This window comes from Pseudorhodobacter sp. W20_MBD10_FR17 (assembly GCF_052119765.1).
In the GTDB taxonomy this organism is placed as follows: domain Bacteria; phylum Pseudomonadota; class Alphaproteobacteria; order Rhodobacterales; family Rhodobacteraceae; genus Pseudorhodobacter.
On record NZ_JBGQOQ010000005.1, the window covers coordinates 36,657 to 60,076 of the forward strand.

Annotated in this window: 24 protein-coding genes and 1 tRNA gene; 17 read left to right on the plus strand and 8 right to left on the minus strand. The window is 56.5% G+C overall.

The features are described from left to right. Positions 1-44: 44 nt before the first annotated feature. A tRNA-Leu gene (locus ACEN2J_RS04760) sits at positions 45-131 on the minus strand. A gap of 278 nt (positions 132-409) precedes the next feature. Between ACEN2J_RS04760 and ACEN2J_RS04765 the strand changes: the two genes are divergently transcribed. Then, positions 410-1,126: a CoA transferase subunit A gene (locus ACEN2J_RS04765; protein ID WP_442103716.1), complete on the plus strand. Its 717-nt coding sequence runs from the start codon at positions 410-412 to the stop codon at positions 1,124-1,126. 2 nt (positions 1,127-1,128) lie between these two features. Next, positions 1,129-1,758 carry a 3-oxoacid CoA-transferase subunit B gene (locus ACEN2J_RS04770; RefSeq protein ID WP_442103717.1) on the plus strand — a complete coding sequence of 210 codons (630 nt, stop codon included), beginning with the start codon at positions 1,129-1,131 and terminating at the stop codon, positions 1,756-1,758. Positions 1,759-1,935: 177 nt separating this feature from the next. Here ACEN2J_RS04770 and ACEN2J_RS04775 read toward each other — a convergent pair whose 3' ends face one another. Continuing rightward, positions 1,936-2,808, minus strand: coding sequence for a lytic transglycosylase domain-containing protein (locus ACEN2J_RS04775; protein ID WP_442103718.1), 873 nt, complete (start codon positions 2,806-2,808; stop codon positions 1,936-1,938). A 379-nt stretch (positions 2,809-3,187) separates the two neighbouring features. Here ACEN2J_RS04775 and ACEN2J_RS04780 point away from each other — a divergent pair, with 379 nt between their 5' ends. The 13 genes from ACEN2J_RS04780 to ACEN2J_RS04840 all read left to right on the plus strand — a co-directional run bounded on the left by ACEN2J_RS04780 (position 3,188) and on the right by ACEN2J_RS04840 (position 15,418). Further along, positions 3,188-3,400, plus strand: a complete 213-nt coding sequence (locus ACEN2J_RS04780) for a Flp family type IVb pilin (RefSeq protein ID WP_442103719.1) — start codon at positions 3,188-3,190, stop codon at positions 3,398-3,400. 273 nt (positions 3,401-3,673) lie between these two features. Next, entirely contained in the window at positions 3,674-3,868 is a 195-nt protein-coding gene (locus ACEN2J_RS04785; protein WP_442103721.1) for a Flp family type IVb pilin, read from the plus strand. Between the two features lie 34 nt (positions 3,869-3,902). Further along, positions 3,903-4,751, plus strand: a complete 849-nt coding sequence (cpaB, locus tag ACEN2J_RS04790) for a Flp pilus assembly protein CpaB (protein WP_442103723.1) — start codon at positions 3,903-3,905, stop codon at positions 4,749-4,751. A 204-nt stretch (positions 4,752-4,955) separates the two neighbouring features. Then, positions 4,956-6,377 (plus strand): type II and III secretion system protein family protein, encoded by a 1,422-nt coding sequence (locus ACEN2J_RS04795; protein WP_442103725.1) that lies wholly within the window; start codon positions 4,956-4,958, stop codon positions 6,375-6,377. A 4-nt stretch (positions 6,378-6,381) separates the two neighbouring features. After that, positions 6,382-7,020: an OmpA family protein gene (locus tag ACEN2J_RS04800; RefSeq protein WP_442103727.1), complete on the plus strand. Its 639-nt coding sequence runs from the start codon at positions 6,382-6,384 to the stop codon at positions 7,018-7,020. Between the two features lie 284 nt (positions 7,021-7,304). Next, the gene (locus tag ACEN2J_RS04805) at positions 7,305-8,591 is read left to right on the plus strand and encodes an AAA family ATPase (RefSeq protein ID WP_442103729.1); all 1,287 of its coding nucleotides are present in this window, start codon (positions 7,305-7,307) and stop codon (positions 8,589-8,591) included. A gap of 35 nt (positions 8,592-8,626) precedes the next feature. Continuing rightward, on the plus strand, positions 8,627-10,087 hold the full coding sequence (locus ACEN2J_RS04810) for a CpaF family protein (protein ID WP_442103731.1): 1,461 nt from the start codon (positions 8,627-8,629) through the stop codon (positions 10,085-10,087). Between the two features lie 9 nt (positions 10,088-10,096). Next, positions 10,097-11,065, plus strand: a complete 969-nt coding sequence (locus tag ACEN2J_RS04815; protein WP_442103733.1) for a type II secretion system F family protein — start codon at positions 10,097-10,099, stop codon at positions 11,063-11,065. Between the two features lie 13 nt (positions 11,066-11,078). Beyond that, positions 11,079-12,053 carry a type II secretion system F family protein gene (locus tag ACEN2J_RS04820; protein WP_442103735.1) on the plus strand — a complete coding sequence of 325 codons (975 nt, stop codon included), beginning with the start codon at positions 11,079-11,081 and terminating at the stop codon, positions 12,051-12,053. 37 nt (positions 12,054-12,090) lie between these two features. Then, entirely contained in the window at positions 12,091-12,657 is a 567-nt protein-coding gene (locus ACEN2J_RS04825) for a tetratricopeptide repeat protein (RefSeq protein WP_442103737.1), read from the plus strand. 35 nt (positions 12,658-12,692) lie between these two features. Next, positions 12,693-13,547 carry a tetratricopeptide repeat protein gene (locus ACEN2J_RS04830; RefSeq protein ID WP_442103739.1) on the plus strand — a complete coding sequence of 285 codons (855 nt, stop codon included), beginning with the start codon at positions 12,693-12,695 and terminating at the stop codon, positions 13,545-13,547. After that, positions 13,547-14,032, plus strand: a complete 486-nt coding sequence (locus ACEN2J_RS04835) for a prepilin peptidase (protein ID WP_442103740.1) — start codon at positions 13,547-13,549, stop codon at positions 14,030-14,032. Before ACEN2J_RS04830 ends, ACEN2J_RS04835 begins: the two co-directional genes overlap by 1 nt. A gap of 69 nt (positions 14,033-14,101) precedes the next feature. Beyond that, on the plus strand, positions 14,102-15,418 hold the full coding sequence (locus tag ACEN2J_RS04840) for an ATPase (protein ID WP_442103742.1): 1,317 nt from the start codon (positions 14,102-14,104) through the stop codon (positions 15,416-15,418). A gap of 41 nt (positions 15,419-15,459) precedes the next feature. Here the strand turns inward: ACEN2J_RS04840 and ACEN2J_RS04845 are convergent, their stop codons facing one another. Further along, complete coding sequence (locus ACEN2J_RS04845; protein ID WP_442103926.1) at positions 15,460-16,008, minus strand: 5-formyltetrahydrofolate cyclo-ligase; 549 nt, start codon at positions 16,006-16,008, stop codon at positions 15,460-15,462. Continuing rightward, a complete protein-coding gene (gene mgtE, locus ACEN2J_RS04850) occupies positions 15,990-17,360 on the minus strand; it encodes a magnesium transporter (RefSeq protein ID WP_442103743.1) in 1,371 nt (456 codons plus the stop codon). Before mgtE ends, ACEN2J_RS04845 begins: the two co-directional genes overlap by 19 nt. A 129-nt stretch (positions 17,361-17,489) precedes the next feature. Between mgtE and guaD the strand changes: the two genes are divergently transcribed. Further along, a complete protein-coding gene (gene guaD, locus ACEN2J_RS04855) occupies positions 17,490-18,770 on the plus strand; it encodes a guanine deaminase (protein WP_442103745.1) in 1,281 nt (426 codons plus the stop codon). 110 nt (positions 18,771-18,880) lie between these two features. Here guaD and ACEN2J_RS04860 read toward each other — a convergent pair whose 3' ends face one another. The 4 genes from ACEN2J_RS04860 to nrdR form a co-directional block, all read right to left on the minus strand. Further along, the gene (locus ACEN2J_RS04860) at positions 18,881-19,201 is read right to left on the minus strand and encodes a ribonuclease E inhibitor RraB (protein WP_442103746.1); all 321 of its coding nucleotides are present in this window, start codon (positions 19,199-19,201) and stop codon (positions 18,881-18,883) included. Positions 19,202-19,276: 75 nt separating this feature from the next. Beyond that, positions 19,277-20,611 carry an 8-oxoguanine deaminase gene (locus ACEN2J_RS04865; protein WP_442103747.1) on the minus strand — a complete coding sequence of 445 codons (1,335 nt, stop codon included), beginning with the start codon at positions 20,609-20,611 and terminating at the stop codon, positions 19,277-19,279. A gap of 108 nt (positions 20,612-20,719) precedes the next feature. Beyond that, a complete protein-coding gene (gene ribD / locus ACEN2J_RS04870; protein ID WP_442103749.1) occupies positions 20,720-21,802 on the minus strand; it encodes a bifunctional diaminohydroxyphosphoribosylaminopyrimidine deaminase/5-amino-6-(5-phosphoribosylamino)uracil reductase RibD in 1,083 nt (360 codons plus the stop codon). Next, positions 21,799-22,266 (minus strand): transcriptional regulator NrdR, encoded by a 468-nt coding sequence (gene nrdR, locus ACEN2J_RS04875; protein WP_442103750.1) that lies wholly within the window; start codon positions 22,264-22,266, stop codon positions 21,799-21,801. The genes ribD and nrdR overlap by 4 nt, the downstream gene beginning before the upstream one ends. A gap of 264 nt (positions 22,267-22,530) precedes the next feature. On the opposite strand from nrdR, the gene yghX reads away from it, so the two are divergent. Continuing rightward, on the plus strand, positions 22,531-23,418 hold the full coding sequence (gene yghX / locus ACEN2J_RS04880; protein WP_442103752.1) for a YghX family hydrolase: 888 nt from the start codon (positions 22,531-22,533) through the stop codon (positions 23,416-23,418). The last annotated feature ends 2 nt before the right edge of the window (positions 23,419-23,420 follow it).

The window sequence follows — 23,420 nt, forward strand, 5'->3', positions numbered from 1 at the left end:
ATTTTTCAACGAACCGATAAGGTTTTGGGGGAACTGAAGCAAATTGGTGCGGGCGGTGGGACTCGAACCCACACGGGGACAAGCCCCAACAGATTTTAAGTCTGGTCTGTCTACCATTCCAGCACGCCCGCACAGAGCGTAGTCGTCGGTGGGTCTAATTTAGGCCCAAATACATCCTTAGCGCCTTAACGCTATGTAAACAATATGCTTCTAAAAGCCCAAGTCGAGATTTTAAATCCGCCCCGAATAGCCGCTTCAGCAACCGCCTACGCCCCCTCTGATAAGCGCGGCCCTGCGTCGGCTTCAAGGGGTTTTCGTCTGCGATCCGGATTTTACCGCAGATTTGGCCCATCGCTGCGCCGCGGCGATTGACTTGGGCGGTGCGGTCAGCCAAAAACGATAGCATCACATGGCGGGGGGAACTTGCGTGAAGAAGATTTACAAAGATGCACAGACGGCGCTGGATGGCGTGCTGTTTGATGGCATGATGATTGCGGCGGGCGGTTTTGGCCTCTGCGGTATTCCGGAATTGCTGATCGCGGCTATTCGCGATGCGGGCACCAAAGGGCTGACGGTTGCGTCCAACAACGCAGGTGTTGACGGGTTTGGCCTTGGCATGCTGCTGGAAACGCGGCAGGTGAAAAAGATGATTTCATCCTATGTCGGTGAAAACGCTGAGTTTATGCGCCAGTACCTCAGCGGAGAGTTGGAGTTGGAATTCAACCCGCAGGGCACTTTGGCCGAACGGATGCGGGCTGGTGGCGCGGGTATCCCCGGCTTTTACACCAAAACCGGCGTGGGCACCGTGATTGCCGAGGGCAAAGATGTCAAAATCTTTGACGGGCAAGAATACATCATGGAAACCGGCATCGTCGCCGATCTTTCCATCGTCAAGGCGTGGAAGGCCGACCCATCGGGCAACCTCGTCTTTCGCAAAACCGCGCGCAACTTTAACCCGCCAGCCGCGACCTGCGGCAAGATTTGCGTGGCCGAAGTCGAAGAGATCGTGCCGCTCGGCTCGCTGGATCCCGACACAATCCACCTGCCCGGCATCTATGTGAACCGCCTGATCCAAGGCGATCACGAAAAACGCATCGAACAGCGCACCGTCAGAAAGGCGTCTTGATCATGGCTTGGGACCGGAACCAAATGGCCGCACGCGCGGCACAAGAGCTGCAAGACGGCTGGTATGTGAACCTTGGCATCGGCATTCCGACGCTGGTATCCAACTATATCCCCGAGGGGATTGAGGTCACGCTGCAATCGGAAAACGGCATGCTCGGCATGGGCCCCTTCCCGATTGAGGGCACCGAGGACGCCGATCTGATCAACGCAGGCAAGCAAACCATCACCGAACTGCCGCAAACCGCCTATTTCGATTCTGCGCAGTCTTTTGCAATGATCCGGGGCGGCAAAATCGCAATGGCGATATTGGGCGCGATGGAAGTGGCGGAAAACGGCGATCTGGCAAACTGGATGATCCCGGGCAAGCTGGTCAAAGGCATGGGCGGCGCGATGGACTTGGTCGCAGGCGTTGGCCGGGTTGTCGTCGTGATGGACCACACTTCCAAACACGGCGAAAGCAAAGTTCTCAAGGCTTGCACCTTGCCGCTTACAGGCAAAGCTGTGGTCGACCGCATCATCACCAATCTGGGCGTGCTGGATGTGGTTGAAGGCGGCCTGAGAATTGTTGAATGCGCGACAGGTGTCACCGAGGCCGAGCTGCGCGCCGCGACCGAAGCGACAATCGTCGGCTAACGCAAAAAACCAAAAAGAATGCAGGCGCAGCAGGGTCCGTCCTGACTGCGCCTGTTTTTTATGTGCCCGTCTTATGCGCACCACTTTCTGTTCGGCCCAAATATCCCGGGGGGTCCGGGGGGCTGGCTCCCCGGCGCTGGCCCCTTGTCACTCCTCCGCGTTTGCGGTCAAACCCAATCACCCGCCTGCCGAGATCACCTTAAACACACAAGGGTCGCTCACCAGCTCTGGCGGTGTCAGACACAGCCCCTGCGCCACCTGCCACGCGGCCAACACTTTAGGCACATAATCTCGCGTCTCGGAATAAGGTGGCACGCCATCATTGGCCCGCACCGCCCCCTCGCCCGCGTTATACGCGGCAAGCACCATAAGCGGATCGCGGTCAAACTGATCCATCAGCCAATCCAGATAAGCCACACCACCTTTGATATTCTGCACAGGATCTGTGGCATCGGTTACGCCAAAGCGCGCGGCCGTGGCGGGGATAAGCTGCATAAGGCCTTGCGCCCCCGCCGAGCTGATAGCTTCGGGCTGGCCCGCGCTTTCAATACCGATCACGGCCAAAACAAGCGCTGGCGACACACTGGTGCCAATTGTCGCTTTTAGGATTTCCGTGCCGTACTTCCCCGCCATTTCTTGCATCTGTTGCAGACGCGGCGCGCGCACCGAGGCGCCAGCAGGCCCTTGCGACAGGCTGGCCATTGCCAAGGCATAGCGGCCATCTTTGGCCCCTTGCGCCGTTGGAACCTTATCCCAATACCAGCCATAGGCGGCCGATGCCGCCGCGATAGGGGCATTTATGGCAACATCGGTTTGATCTGGCGCATCTTGCACAACCGGTTTGGGCGCTACGGCCAAACGTTTGGCTTGTTCAACCGGATCAATCTGCACCGTTATGCGTGGGCCGTTTGGTTTTTTCGCCACAACCACCCGGCGGGCAGCGAAATCGCCTTGATATGGCGGTGTTTGGGCTGCCAAAGGCCGATTCCAGGCCTCTGCGGCCAGCAATCCACCAATGGCGGTAACGACAACCGCGCCTCTAAGTGCCATTTTCGGCATTCTATGTGCTGCTCTTTTATTTTTCTATTTCGAAGCATTACAGGAATCAGCCGATCTGGCCACTATTTTGGTCCTCAATTGTGGCCAAACTGCCCAAATTGGCCGGAATGCAACAGCCTAAACAGCACAAAAACGGTGCGCATCGCACCAAAGTTTAAATAGAAAGCAATGTTATCAGGGTGTTAGAAAATTTCCGCCTTAAAATACATAGCGCCCAAAAATGCCCAATTCGCATCAACTCCTCGCCACATTCAGGGTGTTTAACAAGGACATGCCGCGATGGAGATCGGGACGGAACAGAGGCCCAACCGAGACGACCCAAAGCAGTACTGAAATCTGACTGTAACACTTCCTTGAAAGGGAATTCACCATGACACTTAAGAACATCATCAACAAATTCTTCAACGACGAATCTGGCGCTGTAACTGTTGACTGGGTTGTTTTGACCGCAGCGATCGTTGGCCTTGGCATGGTTGTCATGTCTACCGTTGGTGGCGGTATCGAAACAATGGGCAGCAATGTTGTCACCGCGTTGGGCGCAGACGGGACCGTAGGCTACACTAAAGCAGTGACGCCTGATTGATAAAAGCGACTAAATAATCAAAACTATATGGTAACCTTACCTAAGCATATAGATAAAAAGGCCGCATCTGAAAGGGTGTGGCCTTTTTTTTTCCAAGAGCACGCGATAGCCGGGGCATGGCACCCACATCGCAAATCTTCAGAAAACCTTTTGCTATTCGGCCCAACACTGCAACATTAAAACCCGATTTTGGCCACATTCCACCTTTAGAGTTAAACTTCAGGTGACTGTTAAGGTCAAAACCCCAACGCGTACGCACAAAGGATTGTTAAAGTGATCACCAAATTTCTTCGCTTTCTAAAATCCGAGAGTGGCGCGGTTACGGTCGATTGGGTTGTATTGACGGCCGCTATCGTCGGCTTGGGAATGGCGGTTTTGGTTCCGATCGGGTTTACGACCGATGAGGGCGCGCAAGGGGTAGCCGTGACAATCCGCAATTTAAACGTCGGTTACGAAGCGACCAAATAAATCGGCCTATGGCCAACACTTCGAGGTGATTGTAATGCGTATGGTTTTTGGACTTGTTCTTGTTGTCGGGATGGCACTTGCTGGTGCTGCCGTTTGGATGGTTCAGGGCTATGTCGGTAAGGCTCAGGCAGATCTGGCCCGCGAACAGGCAGTACGCCTGAAACTGGGCGCAGTTGTTGACGTTTATGTTGTGAACAAGCCTATGCCCTATGGCACGCCGATCACTAAGGACGATGTCGAGCTTGCGACATTCCCTGTGAAATCGCTGCCGCCTGGCGGGTATGTCGATGAGGCAGCCCTATTTCCTGGCGACTACAGCCAACCGCGCTATGTGATGGTGCCACTGGAAAAGATGGAGCCGCTGCTGGCGTCAAAAATCACCGAGCCCGGCGCAGATATTGGCCTGACCTCGCGCCTGCCCAAAGGCAAACGCGCCTTTGCAATAAAGGTTGACGTGGCATCCGGTGTGTCGGGCTTTGTGCATCCTGGCGACAACGTCGATGTGTATTGGACCGGCTCGACCCAAGGCAATAACAATGAGTTTACCCAAATGATCGAAACCGTCATCAAGGTGGTTGCGGTTGACCAAGCCGCGAACAGTGATCGGGGCGTATCGGCGACGATTGCCCGCACCGTGACAGTTGAGGCCACGCCACAGCAGGTTGCACGTCTGGCCCAAGCCCAAGCGACCGGCCGCCTTGCATTGTCGCTTGTTGGGACTGGCGACGAAACGGTTGTGGACGCAGTAGAGGTGGACAGCGCTGCGTTGTTGGGCATTCAGGCCCCGAAGGCCCCCGCCCAAGTAGAACAGGCACGCCAATGTAGCGTTAAAACGCGTCGCGGCGCGGAAGTGGTAGAAATTCCGATCCCTTGCACCAACTAAACGCAAGCTTTGGCACACAGCATCTAGGGCTTTGACACAAAGACCCACGACACGTTGCGACAGAATCTTATTCTGTTGCAACTTATCCACATGAAGAACGCCCTTTAAGGTTTTGATTATTGCAATAAAAGCGGAAACCCTGCAAAGTGACAGATAATATGGGCAAATTAGACCCATTTTGAGGCGTGATCGAAAGGCAGCGATATGAGAATGCGGACCCTCCTCGGGGCAACGGCGTTTGGCCTGGCCCTGCTACAGCCTTTCGCAAGCAAGGTTGAGGCGCAAACTCTGCGCGTGATGACTGGTGCACCGTCAAGTGCGCTTCAGGTGCCCATGAACCGCGCCGTGGTTGTGGAAAGCGATGTGGCCTTTGCAGAGCTGTCGATTGCCAACCCCGGCATTGCCGATATCTCTACCTTGTCTGACAGGTCAATTTATGTGCTGGGCAAAGCGCCGGGGCGCACAACGATGACCCTGCTTGGCGCCGATGGCCGCCTGATTTCAAACGTCGAGGTGCATGTCACCCCCGACATCGCCGAATTCAAAGAACGTCTGCTACAAATTTTGCCCGGTGAGCAAATCGAAGTGCGTACGGCCAATGATGGCATTGTGCTGTCCGGCACGGTTTCCAGTACCGCCAAGCTGGACCGCGCGTTGGATTTGGCCAACCGCTATGCCCCCGAACGGATTTCAAACTTGATGAGCGTAGGCGGCACGCAGCAGGTTATGCTGAAGGTACGTTTTGCCGAAATGCAACGTTCCGTCTCCAAAAGCCTATCTGCCTCGCTTGGGGTGAACGGATCGGTTTTCGGCAGCAATTTGGGGGCCTCAGGTGGCTCAAACAGCTTTGCGGATGGCAGCACCCTATCAACCGCCTTGTCTGGCGGCGACTATTCCCCTGCGACGGGCACCAATGGCGCAATGACGTTGGGCTTTTCCGCCGGTAGCCTGCAGTTTGCGGTTCTGCTTGAAGCACTGGAAAGCAAGGGCGTTGTACGCACCTTGGCCGAGCCAAACCTGACCGCCCTTTCGGGGCAAGAGGCCAAGTTTTTGGCAGGCGGCGAATACCCGATTCCGGTCGCCAGCGGCACCGATACAGTCACCATCGAATACAAGCCCTTTGGCGTAGAGATGAACTTTACCCCGGTTGTGGTGGACGGCGATCTGATAAACCTAACAATTAACGCTGCCGTATCGTCGATTGACAGTACAGTCACTGTAGAGTCCGGCGGCTTTACCATTAACGCGTTCAAACGTCGCGAGACCTCGACCACAGTCGAGATGCGTGATGGTGAAAGCTTTGCGATTGCGGGCTTGCTGCAAGATGACTTTCGCAACCTGAACGGTCAAGTACCGTGGCTGGGCGATATTCCGGTGTTGGGCGCGTTGTTCCGCAGCGCTGAATATGCCCGCGCGCAGTCTGAATTGGTGATCATCGTCACGCCGCATCTCGTGACCCCTACCCGCGGTGAAGCCTTGGCCTTGCCCACAGATCGCGTGAAATTGCCTACCGAGCGCGAGCTGTTCTTGTTCGGCAAGGTCACCGGCAAAAACGCCCCCAAAGGCGCTGCCGGCGAGATTGCCCGCCAAGACTTCAACGGCTCTTACGGCTATGTGATGGAGTAAGCAGATGCGGATCTCGACATTAATCTTATGTGGTGCGCTGCTTGCTGTATCGGCATGCGGAGACGGGTTCGACCGCGAAACCGGCGGGGATAACACCAGCGAGTTTGGCAATGCCACGATGAACAACACGCTGATCCAATCGGGTCAGAAAGAATATACCATGCAATTGGCTGGCCGTTTTGCCCGCGAAGTGCCGTCTACGATTACCTTTGCCTTTAACTCATCCCAACTGGATGGCAACGCGGTAGCCACACTGCGCCAACAGGCTGATTGGATAAAGACTTTCCCCGAGGTGCGCTTTCGCGTCTATGGCCACACCGATTTGGTTGGCTCTAATGCGTCGAACCAAGCGCTGGGGCTGCGTCGCGCACAGGCCGTGGTGGCGTTTTTCGCCAGCCAAGGCATCAGCCGAAACCGGCTAGAGGCGATGGCGTCATACGGCGAAACCCGCCCTGTGGTGCAAACGCCCGCCCCCGAGGAACGCAATCGCCGGACCGTGACCGAAGTGTCTGGTTTTGTAAAAAACCACCCCGCCCTGCTGAACGGCAAATATGCTGCCGTGATTCATCGTGAATATCTGGTGCTGGCCGAACGCGCACATCCGTCGAACCAGGTGATCGCAACCCAGACCAGCGGGAATTAACCACCCCCCCAAAGCGCATTAAAGGGCCGGTTCTCCGGCCCTCATTGTTTCTCGGCTTCGCAACAAACCTAAGCTTCGTGCGGCTTTGTCTACCAGACAGTAAAAGACCCAAGAATAGCGGTTTTTAGGCCCCAATCTCGCCACCATTCACCGTCATATTATCAGCTAGTGAGAACAGTTGCGCAGGCTTGATCTGTGCAAGGGTTTTTGATTTCGCGCCGAATGCCTTGGTAAAACGGCAAGGGCGGCACGGGATCTACCCGCTTTTGAAGGGCATAATAACGATGACGAGTGTTACAAATCTTCACCCCGAACCCGCGCCAATTGTGGCATGCACAATTTCGCGTGACGTCCAGAATTTTGATCTGTTGATCGATGACATGGAAATTGAACTGGGTGAGAGCTGGGGCGACTTGTCGTTTAAAGATGCGGCAATCTTTCTGGAACAGCCCGAAGCGTCGACTCTGGAATTTGTTGCCATTGCCGTGGACAGTGAAGACACCGTAAATGTGGCACCAATCACTGATTTAATTAAGCAAGCAAAGCTTAAAGATATCAAGGTGATGCTGATCGCGCATGAGGTAAGCCCGGTAGCATTGCATCAGCTTTTGCGGCTTGGTGCCGATGATTTCGTGCCCTACCCGCTGCCCGAAGGCGCGCTGCATGACGCCATAGCGCGCCTGCGCGAGCCCCCAACCGCAGCCGAGCCCGAGCCGGCACGAGCTGCTGCACCACAAGCTGAAGATGACCGCCCGCAACAGCGCTCGCCTACGTTTAAGGCCAAGGGCGACCGTGAGGGCGTGGTTTTGCCGGTACATGGCATGTCGGGCGGCGTTGGCGCATCAACCTTTGCGTGCAATCTGGCGTGGGAACTGGCAACCATTGCCAAAACCGATGGGCCGCGCGTGTGCCTATTGGACTTTGACTTCCAGTTTGGCGCGATCTCGACCAACCTCGACCTGCCGCGCCGCGAAGCTGTGTTTGAGATTTTGCAAGACACGGCGAGCGCCGATAGCGAATCGTTTCTGAAATCCATGCTGACCTTTAACGACAAGCTGCATGTGTTCACGGCCCCGCCAGATATGCTGCCGTTGGATATTGTCGCGGGCGAAGACATCGACCGCTTGATCGAAATGGCACAGCAGAATTTTGATTTTGTGGTCATCGACATGCCTTCGACCATCGTCAGCTGGACAGAGACTGTGCTGAACCGTGCGCATGTGTATTTCGCACTGATGGAGCTGGATCTGCGCTCGGCGCAAAACGTGCTCCGGCTGGTGCGGGCCCTAAAGGCCGAGGCCTTGCCTGCCGAAAAGCTGCGCTATGTGCTGAACCGCGCCCCAAAATTCACCGATTTGTCAGGCAAAAGCCGGGTAAAGCGGATGGCCGAAAGCCTAGATATAGACATCGAGGTGCAGCTGCCCGATGGCGGCCCGCAGGTCACACAAGCCAATGACCATGGCCTGCCGCTTGCAGAATCCAACGTCAAGAACCCGATGCGCAAAGAAATACAAAAGCTTGCCAAGTCTTTGTACGATTTAAACAAATCCGAAGCCGCAGCACATAAATAAGACCGCATACGACTGACCTTAAGGGGTAATGACTCATGTTTTCGCGTTATAAGAAAACCAACGCTGCCGCGCCAAAACCCGCCCCTACGGCGGGTGTTGCGGCCAATGCGGCTGCGGCCCAGCGTGCGCCTGTGGCGGAAAAGAAATCCGTTGTGCACATGCGCCCGACGCATGCTGCGCCAGAGCGGACCTCGGCCGAAGCGGTAACCGCTGACAAAGAGCAAAAGCGCAAAAACCGGTTGATGGAGCTGAAGGTTGAACTGCACAAAAAGCTGTTGGAAAACCTGAACCTTGCCGCGCTGGAAACCGCGACCGAAGCCAATCTAAAAGCCGAGATTGCGGCTATCGTTTCGGAAACGCTGGATGAGATGTCGGTCGCCCTAAACAAGGATGACCGCGTCGCACTGAACCAAGAACTGTATGACGAGGTTATGGGTCTTGGCCCGCTGGAAACCTTGCTTAAGGATGAAACGGTTAACGATATTCTGGTGAACGGCCCCAAGCGCATCTTTATTGAACGCAACGGCAAGCTGACGCTGACCGACATCACCTTTAAGGATGAGCGCCACCTGCTGCGGATTATCGACAAGATCGTTTCGGCCGTGGGTCGCCGCGTTGACGAATCGAACCCCTATTGCGATGCACGGCTTGCCGATGGCAGCCGCTTCAACTGTATGGTGCCACCGGTTGCCGTTGATGGCAGCTTGGTGTCGATTCGTAAGTTCAAGAAAGACAAATTGGGCATACCCGATCTGGTGAATTTCGGTGCCTTTACAGAAGAAATGGCCGCCTATTTGCAAGCTGCAGTCTCGACCCGTCTGAACATCATCGTGTCGGGCGGTACGGGGTCTGGGAAAACCACCACACTGAACGCGCTGTCATCTTTCATCGACAACACCGAGCGGGTTTTGACGATCGAAGATACGGCCGAACTGCAATTGCAACAGATTCACGTGGGCCGGATGGAAAGCCGCCCTGCCAACGTCGAAGGCAAAGGCGCCGTTACCCAGCGCGACTGTTTGCGCAACGCGCTGCGGATGCGGCCTGACCGGATTATCGTGGGCGAAACCCGCGGCGAAGAAGTTATCGACATGTTGCAGGCCATGAACACCGGCCACGACGGATCCATGACCACGATCCACGCCAACTCGGCCCGTGATGCGGTATCGCGTCTGGAAAACATGATCGCCATGGCCGGGATCGAAATGCCGCTAAAAGCGGTGCGCAGTCAGGTCGCCTCGGCTGTAAACTTGGTCGTGCAGGCCAGCCGTTTGCAAGACGGGTCGCGCCGCATGACCTCGATCACCGAAATCACAGGGATGGAAGGCGAAGTCATCTCGATGCAGGAAATTTTCCGGTATGAACGCCTTGGCCTTGCCCCGGATGGCAAGATTATCGGGCGTTTTAACGCAACCGGCGTGCGGTCGCATTACTCCGAGCGCTTCCGCCAGTGGGGCTATGATTTGCCAGCCTCTATCTATGAACCGATTGCGTAAGGATATCCCATGCAACTTTCTGCAGCGCCTATCATTTATATCCTGATCTTCGTCGCGGTTCTTGTGCTGGTCGAGGGGATCTACCTAACGGTGTTCGGCAAATCGATCAGCCTAAACAACCGCGTCAGCCGCCGCCTTGCCCTGCTTGAAAAATCGGGCAGCCGCGAGCAGGTTTTGGAACAGCTTCGCAAGGAAATGGGCCAGCACCTAAAGGCGCGCGGCATCCCGCTGTATTCTATTCTGGCGACCAAAGCGCAAAAGGCCAACATCGCCTTTACGCCGCAACAATTGGTTATGATTATGGTTGGCCTGTCTGCGTTTTCCTTTGTTGGGTTAACCATTGGCACCGGCGCCGAGCCGGCCGTGCGGGCGTTGATCGCCATCGCGATGGGGGTTGGCGGCGTCTATGTTTGGGTTTCCAACAAGGCCAAAAAACGCATGGATTTGATGGAGGAGCAACTGCCTGATGCTGTCGAGCTGATGGTACGTTCTTTGCGCGTGGGGCACCCGTTTTCCTCGGCAATCGGCATTGTTGCGCGTGAGGTGGCCGACCCGCTTGGCACGGAATTTGGCGTGATTGCCGATGAGGCAGCCTATGGCCGTGATGTGTCTGAGGCGCTGAAAGAGTTTGCCGAACGGATGGACAGCCAGGATTTGCGCTTTTTGGCCGTTGCGGTGACCATTCAGCAAACCTCGGGTGGCAACTTGGCCGAGATTTTGCACGGGCTGGCACAGGTTATCCGCGCGCGGTTCAAACTGTTTCGTCGGGTGCGCGCCATTACCGCCGAGGCAAAATGGTCGGGCATGTTTCTATCGGCCTTTCCGATTGGTGCCGTTGTTATGATCCAGATGGTAAAGCCGGATTATTATGACGATGTCATCGACACGCCAGAATTCATTCCTGCCGCCTTGGTTGTTGGTGTGCTTCTCGTTATTAACGTGATCTTTATGAAGATCATGGTAAATATCAAAGTTTAGGGGGTCAGTAAGTATGTTTACCTATATGAATCAAATGCTTGTGGATGCGCTTGGCCCGATGGGGCCGCTGATTGTTATCGGCGGGCTTGGGGTTTTGCTTATCGTTCTGACCCTACCAATCATGTTGAAAAAGGCACCCGAGCCGTTTGACAAGATTAAAAACCAACGCGTTGAACACAGCACCCCAAAAACGCAAAAGCTGCGCAATGGCGGGAAAGGCGGCGCCAGCGACAAGCTGCAAAAATTCTCAACCTTTCTTGAACCGCAAAATGCGGATGAAATGTCGGCCTCGCGGCTGAAAATGCACCGGGCGGGATACCGTGCGAAAAATGCGGTGCAGTTGTTTCACTTTGCCCAGCTGACCTTGGGGATGGGTCTGCTGCTGCTTGGTGTGGTCTACACGCTCTATGCACAATCTCAGGCCGAGGTGACAACGCAGATGATGGTTATGTGCACCATCGGGCCAGGGGCTGCGGGCTATTATTTGCCGCAATACTGGGTGCAACGCCGCATGCAAGAACGCCAAGAGGAAATCATTTCAGGCTTTCCCGATGCGCTGGATATGATGCTGGTCTGTGTTGAGGCAGGGCAATCGTTGGACCAGTCGATCATGCGGGTCGCCAAGGAAAGCCGCTCTGGCTATCCGGCACTGGCGGATGAGTTTGATACCGTGGCCAATGAAGTAAAGGCTGGTAAAGAACGGGTCGCGGTGTTGAAGGATATGTCCGACCGTGTGGGCATTCCCGATGTTTCGTCTTTTGTGACAACCTTGGTGCAATCAGCCACCTTTGGGACGTCAATTTCCGAGGCCCTGCGTGTCTATTCTGCCGAAATGCGTGACAAACGCGTGTTGCGGGCCGAAGAAAAGGCAAATACCTTGCCGACCAAGCTAACCCTAGGCACGATGTTGTTTACCGTTCCGCCTTTGATGATCATCCTCATCGGCCCCTCGGTACACGGCATCTCAAAAACGCTGAACGGGGGCTGAGCGCGGCCCAAACGGCTAGGAATAAAAGAGACAAATGATGGGACGATTGTCCTTTGCGATCATGGCCTTGGCCCTAATGGCCGCCTGTCAATCGACGGGCGGCCTTTCGGCTGAAGATAAGGCACGCAACGCGCCATTCGCCGCCGATGGCAGCGAAAAAGGCGTCGATGGCCTGCTGGTGGGTCACCGTTTGATGGAAGCAGGCGAGTCTGAGCTGGCCTTGCGGGCCTATTTGCGGGCAGCGGGCGAACAAGGCATGACGCCCGACGTGCTATCGGCGCTGGGATCTGCCAACCTGCGACTGGGCCGGTTGGGGCAGGCAGAAACCCTGCTGCGCCAAGCGGTTAAGGCAGACCCGACCTCTGTGCCCGCCTTGAACAACCTTGGCGTAGTGTTGATGGAACGCGACAAACTGGGCGAAGCGCGCGCCGTGTTTCAGCAGGCCTTTGCACAAGATAGTGGCAGTTCAGACTCAATTCGCGAAAATCTGCGGCTGGCTATCGCGCGAACCAATGCCGCCGTGTATGATGGCGAGGCACAAAGCCATGACTTCTCCTTGGTGCGCCGCGATGAAGGGCAATATGTTTTGCTGTCGCAGCTCTAAGACCGGACATACCGAGCAGTAAAAAAGGACGCAAAATGCGCCACCCAGTGTTACTTGTCCTGTGCCTCGGCACAGTTGGCCTTATGGGCTGCCAAAAGTCTTCGGATCAAGAAGTTAGCCGCGCCATGAAGTCGGTGAACGTGATCGACGAGTCCAACCTTAACGACATCATGCTGACAGTGGGCGACCCGAATGAGTCCGTCGCCTATTTCCGCAAGACATCGGCCGAGAACCCCGACCGCATCGACGTGAAACGGGGCCTCGCGATCTCGCTGGTCCGCGCCCAAAAACCACAAGAGGCAGCTGCCGTTTGGTCACAAGTTGTCACACACCCTGAGGCCAACAATGATGACCGTGTGGCCTATGCCGATGCGTTGATCCGCTCAAACGAATGGGCGCGCGCCGAGGCCGAATTGAACAAAGTGCCGCCCACGCATGAAACATTTGAACGGTATAAGCTGGAGGCCATGATTGCTGACAGCAAGAAAAACTGGAAAAAATCCGATAGTTTCTACGAAATCGCCGCTGGCATGACGACAACGCCGGCAGGGGTTTATAACAACTGGGGCTTCTCCAAGCTGACGCGCGGCGATTATTCCGGTGCTGAAAAGCTTTTCTATGATGCGCTGACCTATGACCCACAATTGTTCACGGCCAAAAACAACCTTGTTCTGGCCCGTGGCGCACAGCGCAAATATGACCTTCCGGTTATCAAAATGACCCAGATTGAACGGGCGCAACTGCTGCATACAATGGCCTTGACCGCGATCAAGCAAGGCGATGTGCAGATTGGCAAAGGCCTGCTGCAAGAGGCAATTAACACGCATCCGCAGTATTTTGAGGCTGCCGAGCGATCATTGTCGGCCCTTGATGCCAAGGTGACAAACTGATGGGCGCGCAGGCTTTGCTTTGGTTTCTGCCCTTCACACTGCCCATCGCAATTTGGGTGGCGTGGTCGGATATGAAATTCATGAAAATCCCGAACAAGGCGGTCTTGGCGCTATTGGGCGTGTATCTTATCGTCGGTTTGATCGTGTTTCCGCTAAAGATATACGGCTGGGGCTGGGCGCTGGCGGGCATTTTACTGCTGATTGGGATCATCTCAACCTCGGCAGGGTTGATGGGCGCGGGGGATGCTAAATTTGCCGCTGCGATGGCACCGTTTTTCGCCACAGCCGATATTCGTATAGTATTTGCGCTGTTTGCGGCGTGCCTTCTGGGCGCGTTTGCCAGCCACCGCGCGATGAAATGTCTGCCCCCCTTCCGCGCAGCCACTACGGATTGGGAAAGCTGGACGAACAAAGATTTCCCGATGGGCCTTGCGCTTGCCGGTACGCTGATTTTTTACCCTGTGCTGGCCGCGTTGCTTGGGTAACGCTTGTTCATTCTTTTGAAACGCCCACAGGGCAATAGTACAACCGACCACAAATCATAGGTGCGCCCGATGAACGCTCAGACTTCGCCGCCAAATGTCCTTGCGCCCCCCGCCTGCAAATCGCTGGCCGAGGTCGGCATTTCGCTGGTGATGATGCGGGACATCTTGCTGAAAACGATGTTTCGGACCAACCTTGACCTGACCTCTTCCATCGCCCGCACGGTCTGCTTGCCGGTGCCGCTAGTGCAAGAGTTGATTGACCTTGCCCGCACCCAGCGCTTGATTGAAGCAACGGGCACGATGCATGCCACATCAAGCGCGGAAATGGGCTATCAGCTCACCGATTCCGGCAAGGCCCGTGCCTTGGATGCGCTGTCTCAGTCGGAATATTACGGCGCGATGCCGATCCCGCTGGACGATTACCGCGTGCAGGTGCAGCGCCAATCCGTGCGCAATATCCGCCTGACGCGCGAACAGCTTTTAGCGGCAATGGGACATCTCATTCTGCCGCCGGATTTGCTCGGAAACCTTGGGCCTGCCATCACGTCGGGCCGGTCTATCCTGATGTACGGCCCGCCGGGCAATGGAAAATCCTCAATCTCAAACGGGATTCGCGATGCGATGGGCGATAAGATTTACGTTCCGCGGGCGCTGGAATATGCGGGTCAAGTGATCACGGTGTATGACCCGATTGTGCATTCCGCCGCAGAGGAAGCGGTCGATGATCCCAATTCTCTGCGCCGCACGTCCAACAGGTTTGATAACCGCTATGTCTATTGCGAACGCCCCACGGTTATCACGGGGGGGGAGCTGTCTCTCGATATGTTGGATTTGACCTATAATCCAACCGCCCGCACCTATCAGGCGCCGTTGCAGCTCAAATCGACCGGTGGCATTTTCATCGTCGACGACCTTGGCCGCCAAGCCGAACCGCCGCAAAAGCTGGTCAACCGCTGGATTGTTCCGCTTGAAGAGGCGAGGGATATTTTATCACTGCAATCGGGCGAAAAGTTTACCGTGCCGTTTGATACGCTGGTTATCTTTTCAACCAACTTCCACCCGAATGAGATTTTCGATGGCGCGGCGCTGCGGCGTATCTTTTTTAAGATCAAAATCGATGGGCCGGATCAGGAAAATTTTCTCAAAATTTTCGCGATGGTCGCACGGGCAAAAAAGATGCCCCTGAATGAAAGCGCCTTGGTGCATTTGATGAAGGTGAAATTCCCGACCATCCAAAACGTCTATGCCAACTATATGCCAAAGTTTTTGATCGAGCAGATTATGGCAATCTGTGACTTTGAAAACATCCCCTATCAGATGACGCCCGCACTGATTGATCGGGCTTGGGGAAACATGTTCGTGCGCGAAGAAAAGATCGCCCATTGATGCAATGCAAGCAATGGGCGGGGGCCACAAAAGCCCCGCCCTCACAGCATCCGTACACCGTTCTCCGTCACAATCACGTCCAGCTTTTGGTCGGTCGCCTCTATCGGCACGGCATCCATTTCCTGCCCTGAAAAGGCAAATCCGATGGCCAAAACAGGCCCACGCGCCCGCAAGCCTTCTAGCGTCCGGTCATAAAACCCGCCGCCATAGCCGAGCCGATACCCACGCGCGTCAAACCCAACCAGAGGCACGATCAGCACCTCTGGCTCTACCCACCCGCCTTCAGCCGGGATCAACGCGCCAAATTCGCCCGCCACCATCGCGCAGCCCGGCGACCATTCGCGAAATCGCAAAGCCTGCCCTGCCCCCATAATAACCGGCACGCAAACGACGCCTTGATGCGCGGCCATCGCGGGCAGCGGGTCAATCTCGGTGCGCATCGGCATATAGCCGGCCAAAGCGCGACCGCGATGAGCCGCCAGAAAATCAGCCAAAATCTCGGCCGCTTGTCCCTGCCCCGCGCCAAAGGCCCGCTTGCGCGCAGCAAACCCTTTGGCACGCGCGGCTTTTTTTACAGCAAGATCCAAGATGCCAGCTCCAAGAATGCAAAGAACCCGACCACATCTGTTACCGTTGTCACAAACGGCCCCGAGGCAAGGGCTGGGTCAATGCCAAACCTTTGCAGCGCCATCGGGATTAAAATCCCCCCCGCTGCCGCCGAAATCAGCGTCAACACCATCGCGATTCCGATCACCAGCGCCAACATCGGCAGTCCGAACCAAAAGCCTGCGATCAACGCCATTAGCAAGCCGAACACACAGCCGTTAATCGCACCCACCGCCGCCTCACGTCGAATAACCCTAAAGGCGTTTTGCGCGGTCAAATCGCGCGTTGCTAGCGCCCGCACCGCCACCGTCATCGTTTGTGTGCCTGCATTGCCCCCCATCGAGGCGACAATCGGCATAAGTACCGCCAAAGCCACCATCTGATTGATCGAATCCGCGAACTCGGAAATCACCAACGACGCCAAAATTGCGGTAAACAGGTTCACCAACAACCAAACTGCGCGGCCCTTTGCGGCCTCAAAGATCGTATCCGACAGGCTCGCCTCATCGCCAACACCGGCCATCCGCAGCATGTCTTCTTCGTGCTCTTCGTCCAGCACGTTCATCGCGTCATCAATGGTGATCACACCAACCAAGCGATCATGTTCATCGACAACAGGACAAGAAATCAGGTGATATTGATTAAAAATATAGGCCACATCGGCCTCGGGTTCGGTCGCCTCAATCGTGCGAAAGCTGTCTTCCTCAATATCTTTCAGCAACACTTCACGGCGCGATGACAGCACCCGCCCCAACGTTACATAACCCTTGGGCTTCATCCGCGGATCGACCAAGATCACATGGTAAAACTGGTCCGGCAGGCTTGCATCGGATCGCATATAATCAATGGCTTGCCCGACGTTCCAATGTTCCGGCGCCACGACAACCTCGCGCTGCATCAAGCGGCCTGCGGAATAATCCGGATAGCCCATCGCCTGCTCAACCGCGACCCTGTCAGCGGCCTCCAGCGCGCCTAGAATGCGGTCGTGATCTTCTTCCTCAAGGTCTTCCAGAATGTCGACAACATCGTCGGTGTCCAGCTCTCGCACAGCGTCAGCCAACACCGCAGGCGACAGCTGACCAATCACCTCTTCGCGGATGTTTTCATCCAGTTCCGACAAGATTTCGCCGTCAATCCCATCGGGCCACAGCGTCAACAAATCGCGTCGGTCACTCGCACTGATCTGTTCCAAAAGGTCGGCGATATCGGCTGCGTGAAGCGGGTCCAGCAACTCATCCAGCCGCGCAGCATCCTGTGCCTCAACTGCATCTTGAATAGCCTCTACCCTACGGGCATCCAGCACATCTTCTTCCAATTCTTCGATGACGTCGGACATAGGACCCCCATAAGCATGATTACCGCGACCCTACGATAAGGTGCTTCAAAGAAACAGGGGTGACAGGTAAATTTACTAAGCCAGCAAAACGGCTTACTGTGGCACAAAGCACAACAACAGGCGCGCAACATGACTGAAATCATCCTCGGGCAAGTCCTTTCCTTTCATGGCGATCCTTTTGTTTTGGGGCCAGAAGCGGTGCGCGTAGAACGCCAAGGCGGCGTGGTCATACTGGGCGGCGAAATCATCGACACTGGCACGGCCGAGGCAATGCGCAAAGCCTATCCCCAAGCCACCATAAACGATCACGGCAACTGCCTGATTTCGCCGGGTTTTATTGATCCACACGTCCACTACCCACAAACGGCCATCATCGCGAGCTGGGGCAAACGGCTGATTGACTGGCTCAACACTTACACCTTCCCCGAGGAAATGCGCTTTGCAGACCCCGCCTACGCCGCCGAGATCGCCGCGCGGTATTTCGACCTGACGCTGGCCAATGGCACCACGACCGTGTGTTCCTATGCCACGATTCATCCCGAAAGCGTCGATGCGTTCTTTACGCAGGCGCAAACCCGCGGCCTGCGCGCCTATGCGGGCAAAACCTGCATGGACCGCAACGCGCCAAAGGGCCTGCAAGACACCGCAAAATCGGCCTATGATGATAGCAAGCGCCTGCTAGAAAAATGGCACGGAATTGACAGGCTGTCCTACGTCATCACCCCCCGTTTTTCGCCCACCTCAACTCCCGAACAGCTCTCCGCCCTCGGCGCGCTCTGGGCGGACAATCAGACATGCTTGATGCAAACTCATTTGTCCGAGCAAACCGACGAAATCGCATGGGTCAAAACCCTCTACCCCACGGCCCGCGACTACCTTGATACATACGAACAACACGGCCTTTTGGGCATGGGCGGCCTCTACGGCCACGCCATTCATTTGGAACCACGCGAAGTTGACCGCTTGACCGAGGTCGGCGCAAGCCTGATCCACTGCCCCACCTCTAACACCTTCATCGGCTCTGGCCTGTTCGATATGGAATCGATGGTCGCACGCGGGTTGCGCGTAGGCCTTGCCACCGATACCGGCGGCGGCTCGTCGTTTTCAATGCTGCGCACCATGGCCGCAGCCTATGAGGTGGCACAACTGCGCGGCACCTCACTGCACCCTGCCCAACTGTGGTGGCTGGCGACCCAAGGATCAGCCCGTGCGCTGCATGCCGAACAAAAAATCGGAAATATTGCCAAAGGGTTAGAGGCCGATCTGATCGTCATTGACCTCGCCTCAACCGCAGCAATTGAACAAGCCACCCGCCGCGCAGAAACTATCTGGCAATCGATTTTCCCAACCATCATGATGGGCGACGACCGCGCTATAAAAGCCGTCTACATCGCCGGAAAACAGCGCTAACCCGCTTTCTTTTCGGCAAAAATATCTCGGGGGGGATAGTTGCATTGCATGGCAATGCGACCTGACCTTCAGGCCAAGGGGGGCAACGCCCCCCCCTACTAAACCAATCCCTACTCCACCAATTCCCAGCCATCCGGCTCAAAACCAAACTTCAGCGCAACCTCGGTCGCCCGCTTTTCTTCGGCCCAAATTGCCGCCGCCGAGATCTCCATCTCGCCCGTCCGCGCCTCCAGCGTCTCGCCGTCTTCATCCTGACGCGTCACAAACCCCAACGCTTTCAACGCCTTCTCTGCCGCAGCAAAGGGCGCATCCACTTCATCCGCCAAAAACAGAAAATTCACCACGGCGCGCTTGGGCAAGCTGTCAATCTTGCCAATCTCGACAAAGGTTTCAAACGTCTCGGCTTGCTGGGCTTTGTAATCATGGCTCATGGCGGCATCCTTTGTGCAGGTTTCCCCTTTCCTGCCCAAAGCCATGCCGCCCCGCAAGTCCTTTTTGGCGTTCACCTATCCCATTAACGCCCGCGCCAGCCGATTTTGCTTGGCTATCACTGCGCTAAGGTCAATCGTCACCATCGCACCACCTCGCACCACCTCGCACCCTTCGACAATCAAATCCCGCACCCGCATCGGCCCCGCCAGCAAAAACGCAACCCTGTCCCAAGACCCTGCCGCCTCGACCCCAGACACATCCCAAATCGCAATATCCGCGCGCTTGCCAACCTCTAGCGACCCGCAATCGTGCCGCCCCAAAACCTGCGCCCCGCCCAAGGTTGCAATCTCCAACGCCTCGCGCGCGCTCATCGCATCGGCACCATTTGCCACCCGTTGCAACAGCAGCGCCTGCCGCGCTTCGGCCACCAAATTCCCCGCATCATTGCTGGCCGAACCATCAACCCCAAGGCCCACCTTTACCCCGGCATCCCGCATGGCCCGCACAGGTGCTATCCCAGACCCAAGCCTGCAATTCGAACAGGGGCAATGGGCCACGCCGGTACCGGTTCGTGCAAACAAATCAATCTCTTGCCCGTCCAGCTTTACGCAATGCGCATGCCACACGTCATCACCCACCCAGCCCAAATCTTCGGCATATTGCCCGGGGCGGCAGCCAAATTTCTCTAAACTATAGGCGATGTCTTCATCATTCTCGGCCAAATGCGTGTGCAGCATCACGCCCTTATCACGCGCCAGCAGCGCCGCATCGCGCATCAAATCGCGGCTTACAGAAAACGGCGAACATGGTGCGATGCCCACCCGCACCATGGCGCCTTCGGAGGCATCATGGAACCGGTCCACCACCCGAATACAATCTTCCAAAATCGAGGCCTCACGCTCGACCAACGCGTCGGGCGGCAATCCACCATCGCTTTCGCCAATGCTCATCGCGCCGCGCGTGGGGTGAAAGCGCAGGCCAACCTCACCAGCCGCCGCAATCGTATCATCCAGCCGCGCACCGTTTGGAAACATATAAAGATGGTCCGAGGTCAGGCTGCACCCCGTCAAGGCCAGCTCGGCCAAACCAACCTGCGCCGAGGTGAAAATCTCTTCCGGCCCAAAGCGCGCCCAGATCGGGTACAGCGTCTTTAACCAGCCAAACAGCAGCGCATCCTGCCCGCCCGGCACCGCCCGCGTCAGGGTTTGGTACAAATGGTGATGCGTGTTCACCAGCCCCGGTGTCACCACACAGCCCCGCGCATCAATCACACGGCCTGTCGTTGCCAGCCCCGCAGCCACTGCCGCTATCACACCGCCACGCACAAGCACATCGGCACCCGCCAGCTCACGCCGTGCGCCGTCCATCGTCACCACAACATCTGCGTTTTTGATTAAAATTTCGTTCATTTTACAGGCCCCTGTTCACCACCCCCTTCGGTGAAACCGGGCCAAAATGCACGACAGAAGGGGGATAAAGGACTCGCGCAGGCAACCCCATTTAAACCAATCCGGCGGTTAGTCAAACCGCCAATTGGTTTGCACATCACCGCCGACCGCCATTTGCGATACCAACCGCAACCGTGGTGCATCCACCAACGCGGCCAGCCCCAGCGCCCCCACGGCGGGCAAACCTTCGGCGCCGATTACCGCGCCGGCTGTAAATGTGACCAGATCATCCACCAGTCCCGCTGCGATCAGCGCCGACGCCAGCCCCGCACCACCTTCACAAAACACCCGTGTAACGCCTTTATTGGCCAGCGCGGCAAGCCCCGCGCGCAGGTCCAGATGCCCCGCACGCAGCGGCACGGCCAGCAATTCGGCCTCCGCCGCAGCCCAATCATGCCCATCGGCGCCCGCAGCATGCAGTATCCAGACCGGATTTTGCCGCGCCGTCTGCCCCAATCGGCCCTTGGGACAAGTTCGCAGGCCACTGTCCACAACCACACGCACCGGCTGATGCACCGGCCCCATATCGCGCACCGTCAAATCGGGATCGTCGGCCAAAACTGTGCCCGACCCCACCATCACAGCATCATGCGTCATCCGCATCAGATGCACAGCCCTACGCGCGAAAGCCCCTGTAATCCAACGGCTTTCGCCCGTTCCCGTGGCGATTTTCCCGTCCAATGTTGTCGCCAGTTTCAGCGTCACCAAGGGCAGCCCTTGGGTCACGCGCTTGAAAAACCCGCGGTTCAAAATCTGCGCATCTTCGGCGCACAGCCCCTCATCCACCACCACGCCCGCCGCACGCAGCATCGCATGGCCTTTGCCCGCAACACGCGGGTCGGGGTCTGTTACCGCGCTGAAAACATGGGAAACACCGGCTTCGCTCAAGCCATTGGCACAGGGCGGCGTTTTACCGTGATGGGCGCAAGGTTCAAGCGTGACATAGGCCGTAGCCCCGCGCGCCAGCCCACCCGCCTGATCAAGCGCCATGCGTTCGGCATGTGGCCGCCCGCCAACCTGCGTCCAACCTCGGCCCACTATGCGGCCTTCGTTGAGCAAAACGCAGCCCACCGCAGGGTTGGGCCAAACACGCCCAAGGCCACGCGATGCGAGCTGCAACGCGTGGCGCATATGGGCGTGGTGGTCGGTCATTCCTCAGAAGTCGTGGTTGGCCGCAGCTCGGACACGAACTTATCGAAATCATCTGCCGCTTGGAAGTTCTTGTAAACGCTAGCAAAACGCACATAAGCTACCGTATCAATCCGCGCGAGGGATTCCATAACGATCTCACCGATCACTTTGGAATTGATGTCGGTTTCGCCCAAGCTTTCCAGCCGCCGCACGATGCCAGATATCATCTGGTCAATCCGCTCGGGGTCGATTGGCCGCTTTTGCATCGCCATCCGCATCGACCGTTCCAGCTTATTCCGGTCAAAATCTTCGCGCTTGCCATTGGATTTAATAACCACAAGATCGCGCAACTGCACGCGCTCATATGTGGTGAAACGCCCGCCACACGCAGGGCAAAACCGCCGACGCCGAATGGAAACATGGTCTTCAGCCGGGCGGCTGTCTTTGACTTGAGTGTCGATATTCCCGCAAAATGGGCAGCGCATAGGCTGATCCCCCTCGTTTCTTGTTTTTACTGCCTCAGATGCGGGGGTTAGCCCCCCTGCTTATCCATAGGACTATAGGTAGGCGCACAGGTCTTGGGTAGCGGATATTTGCCTACGCCAGATTTAGTGCCAATGTGTGGCGCGCGGGACTCAATCATCTGCCCCAATCACAGCGCCGGAAAGCAGTCCAGATCACGCCGATGTCAGGTTGATTTGCAAAAATCCGTGCTACCTTTGCACAATATAAACCGAAAAGGAACATCCATGACCCGCCTTACCGCCAAGGATTTCGCCCCAGAATTGCTGGAACTCTATGATTTTTACGCCCATGGCAAAATCACCAAACGCCAGTTTTTGGACCGCGCCAGTCGCTTTACTGTAGGGGGCCTGACCGCCGTTGCAGTGCTGGGCATGATGAGCCCAGATTATGCGCTGGCCGAGCAGGTTTCCTTTAACGACCCTGATATCACAGGCGAATATGTGATGTACCCCTCGCCCAACGGCCATGGTGAGGTGCGCGGATATCTCGTTCGCCCCGCAGGTGCGACAGGCCCGTTGCCTTCGGTTGTTGTGGTACATGAGAACCGTGGCCTGAACCCCTATATCGAAGACGTTGCGCGCAGGCTGGCCAAGGCTGGCTTTATGGCGCTGGCGCCTGATGGGCTAACCTCGGTTGGCGGCTATCCCGGCAATGACGAACAAGGCCGCGAGCTGCAACAAACCGTTGATGGCACCAAGCTGATGAACGATTTTTTTGCTGCTGTCGAATGGATGATGGCGCATGAGGGATCGACCGGCAAGGTTGGCATTACCGGCTTTTGCTATGGGGGTGGGGTCGCCAATGCGGCCGCTGTCGCCTATCCCGAACTGGCCGGCGCTGTGCCGTTCTATGGCCGCCAGCCCGCCGATGCCGATGTACCGAAAATCAAGGCGCCTTTGCTGATCCATTACGGCGCGCTGGATGAGCGCGTGAATGCAGGCTGGCCCGCCTATGAGGCCGCGCTCAATGCCGCAGGCACCACCTATGAGGCGTATCTTTATGAAGGCGCGAACCACGGATTCCACAATGACAGCACGCCCCGCTATGACGAAGCGATGGCCACGCTGGCATGGGACCGCACAATCGCCTTTTTCAAGAAAAACCTCGCCTAACG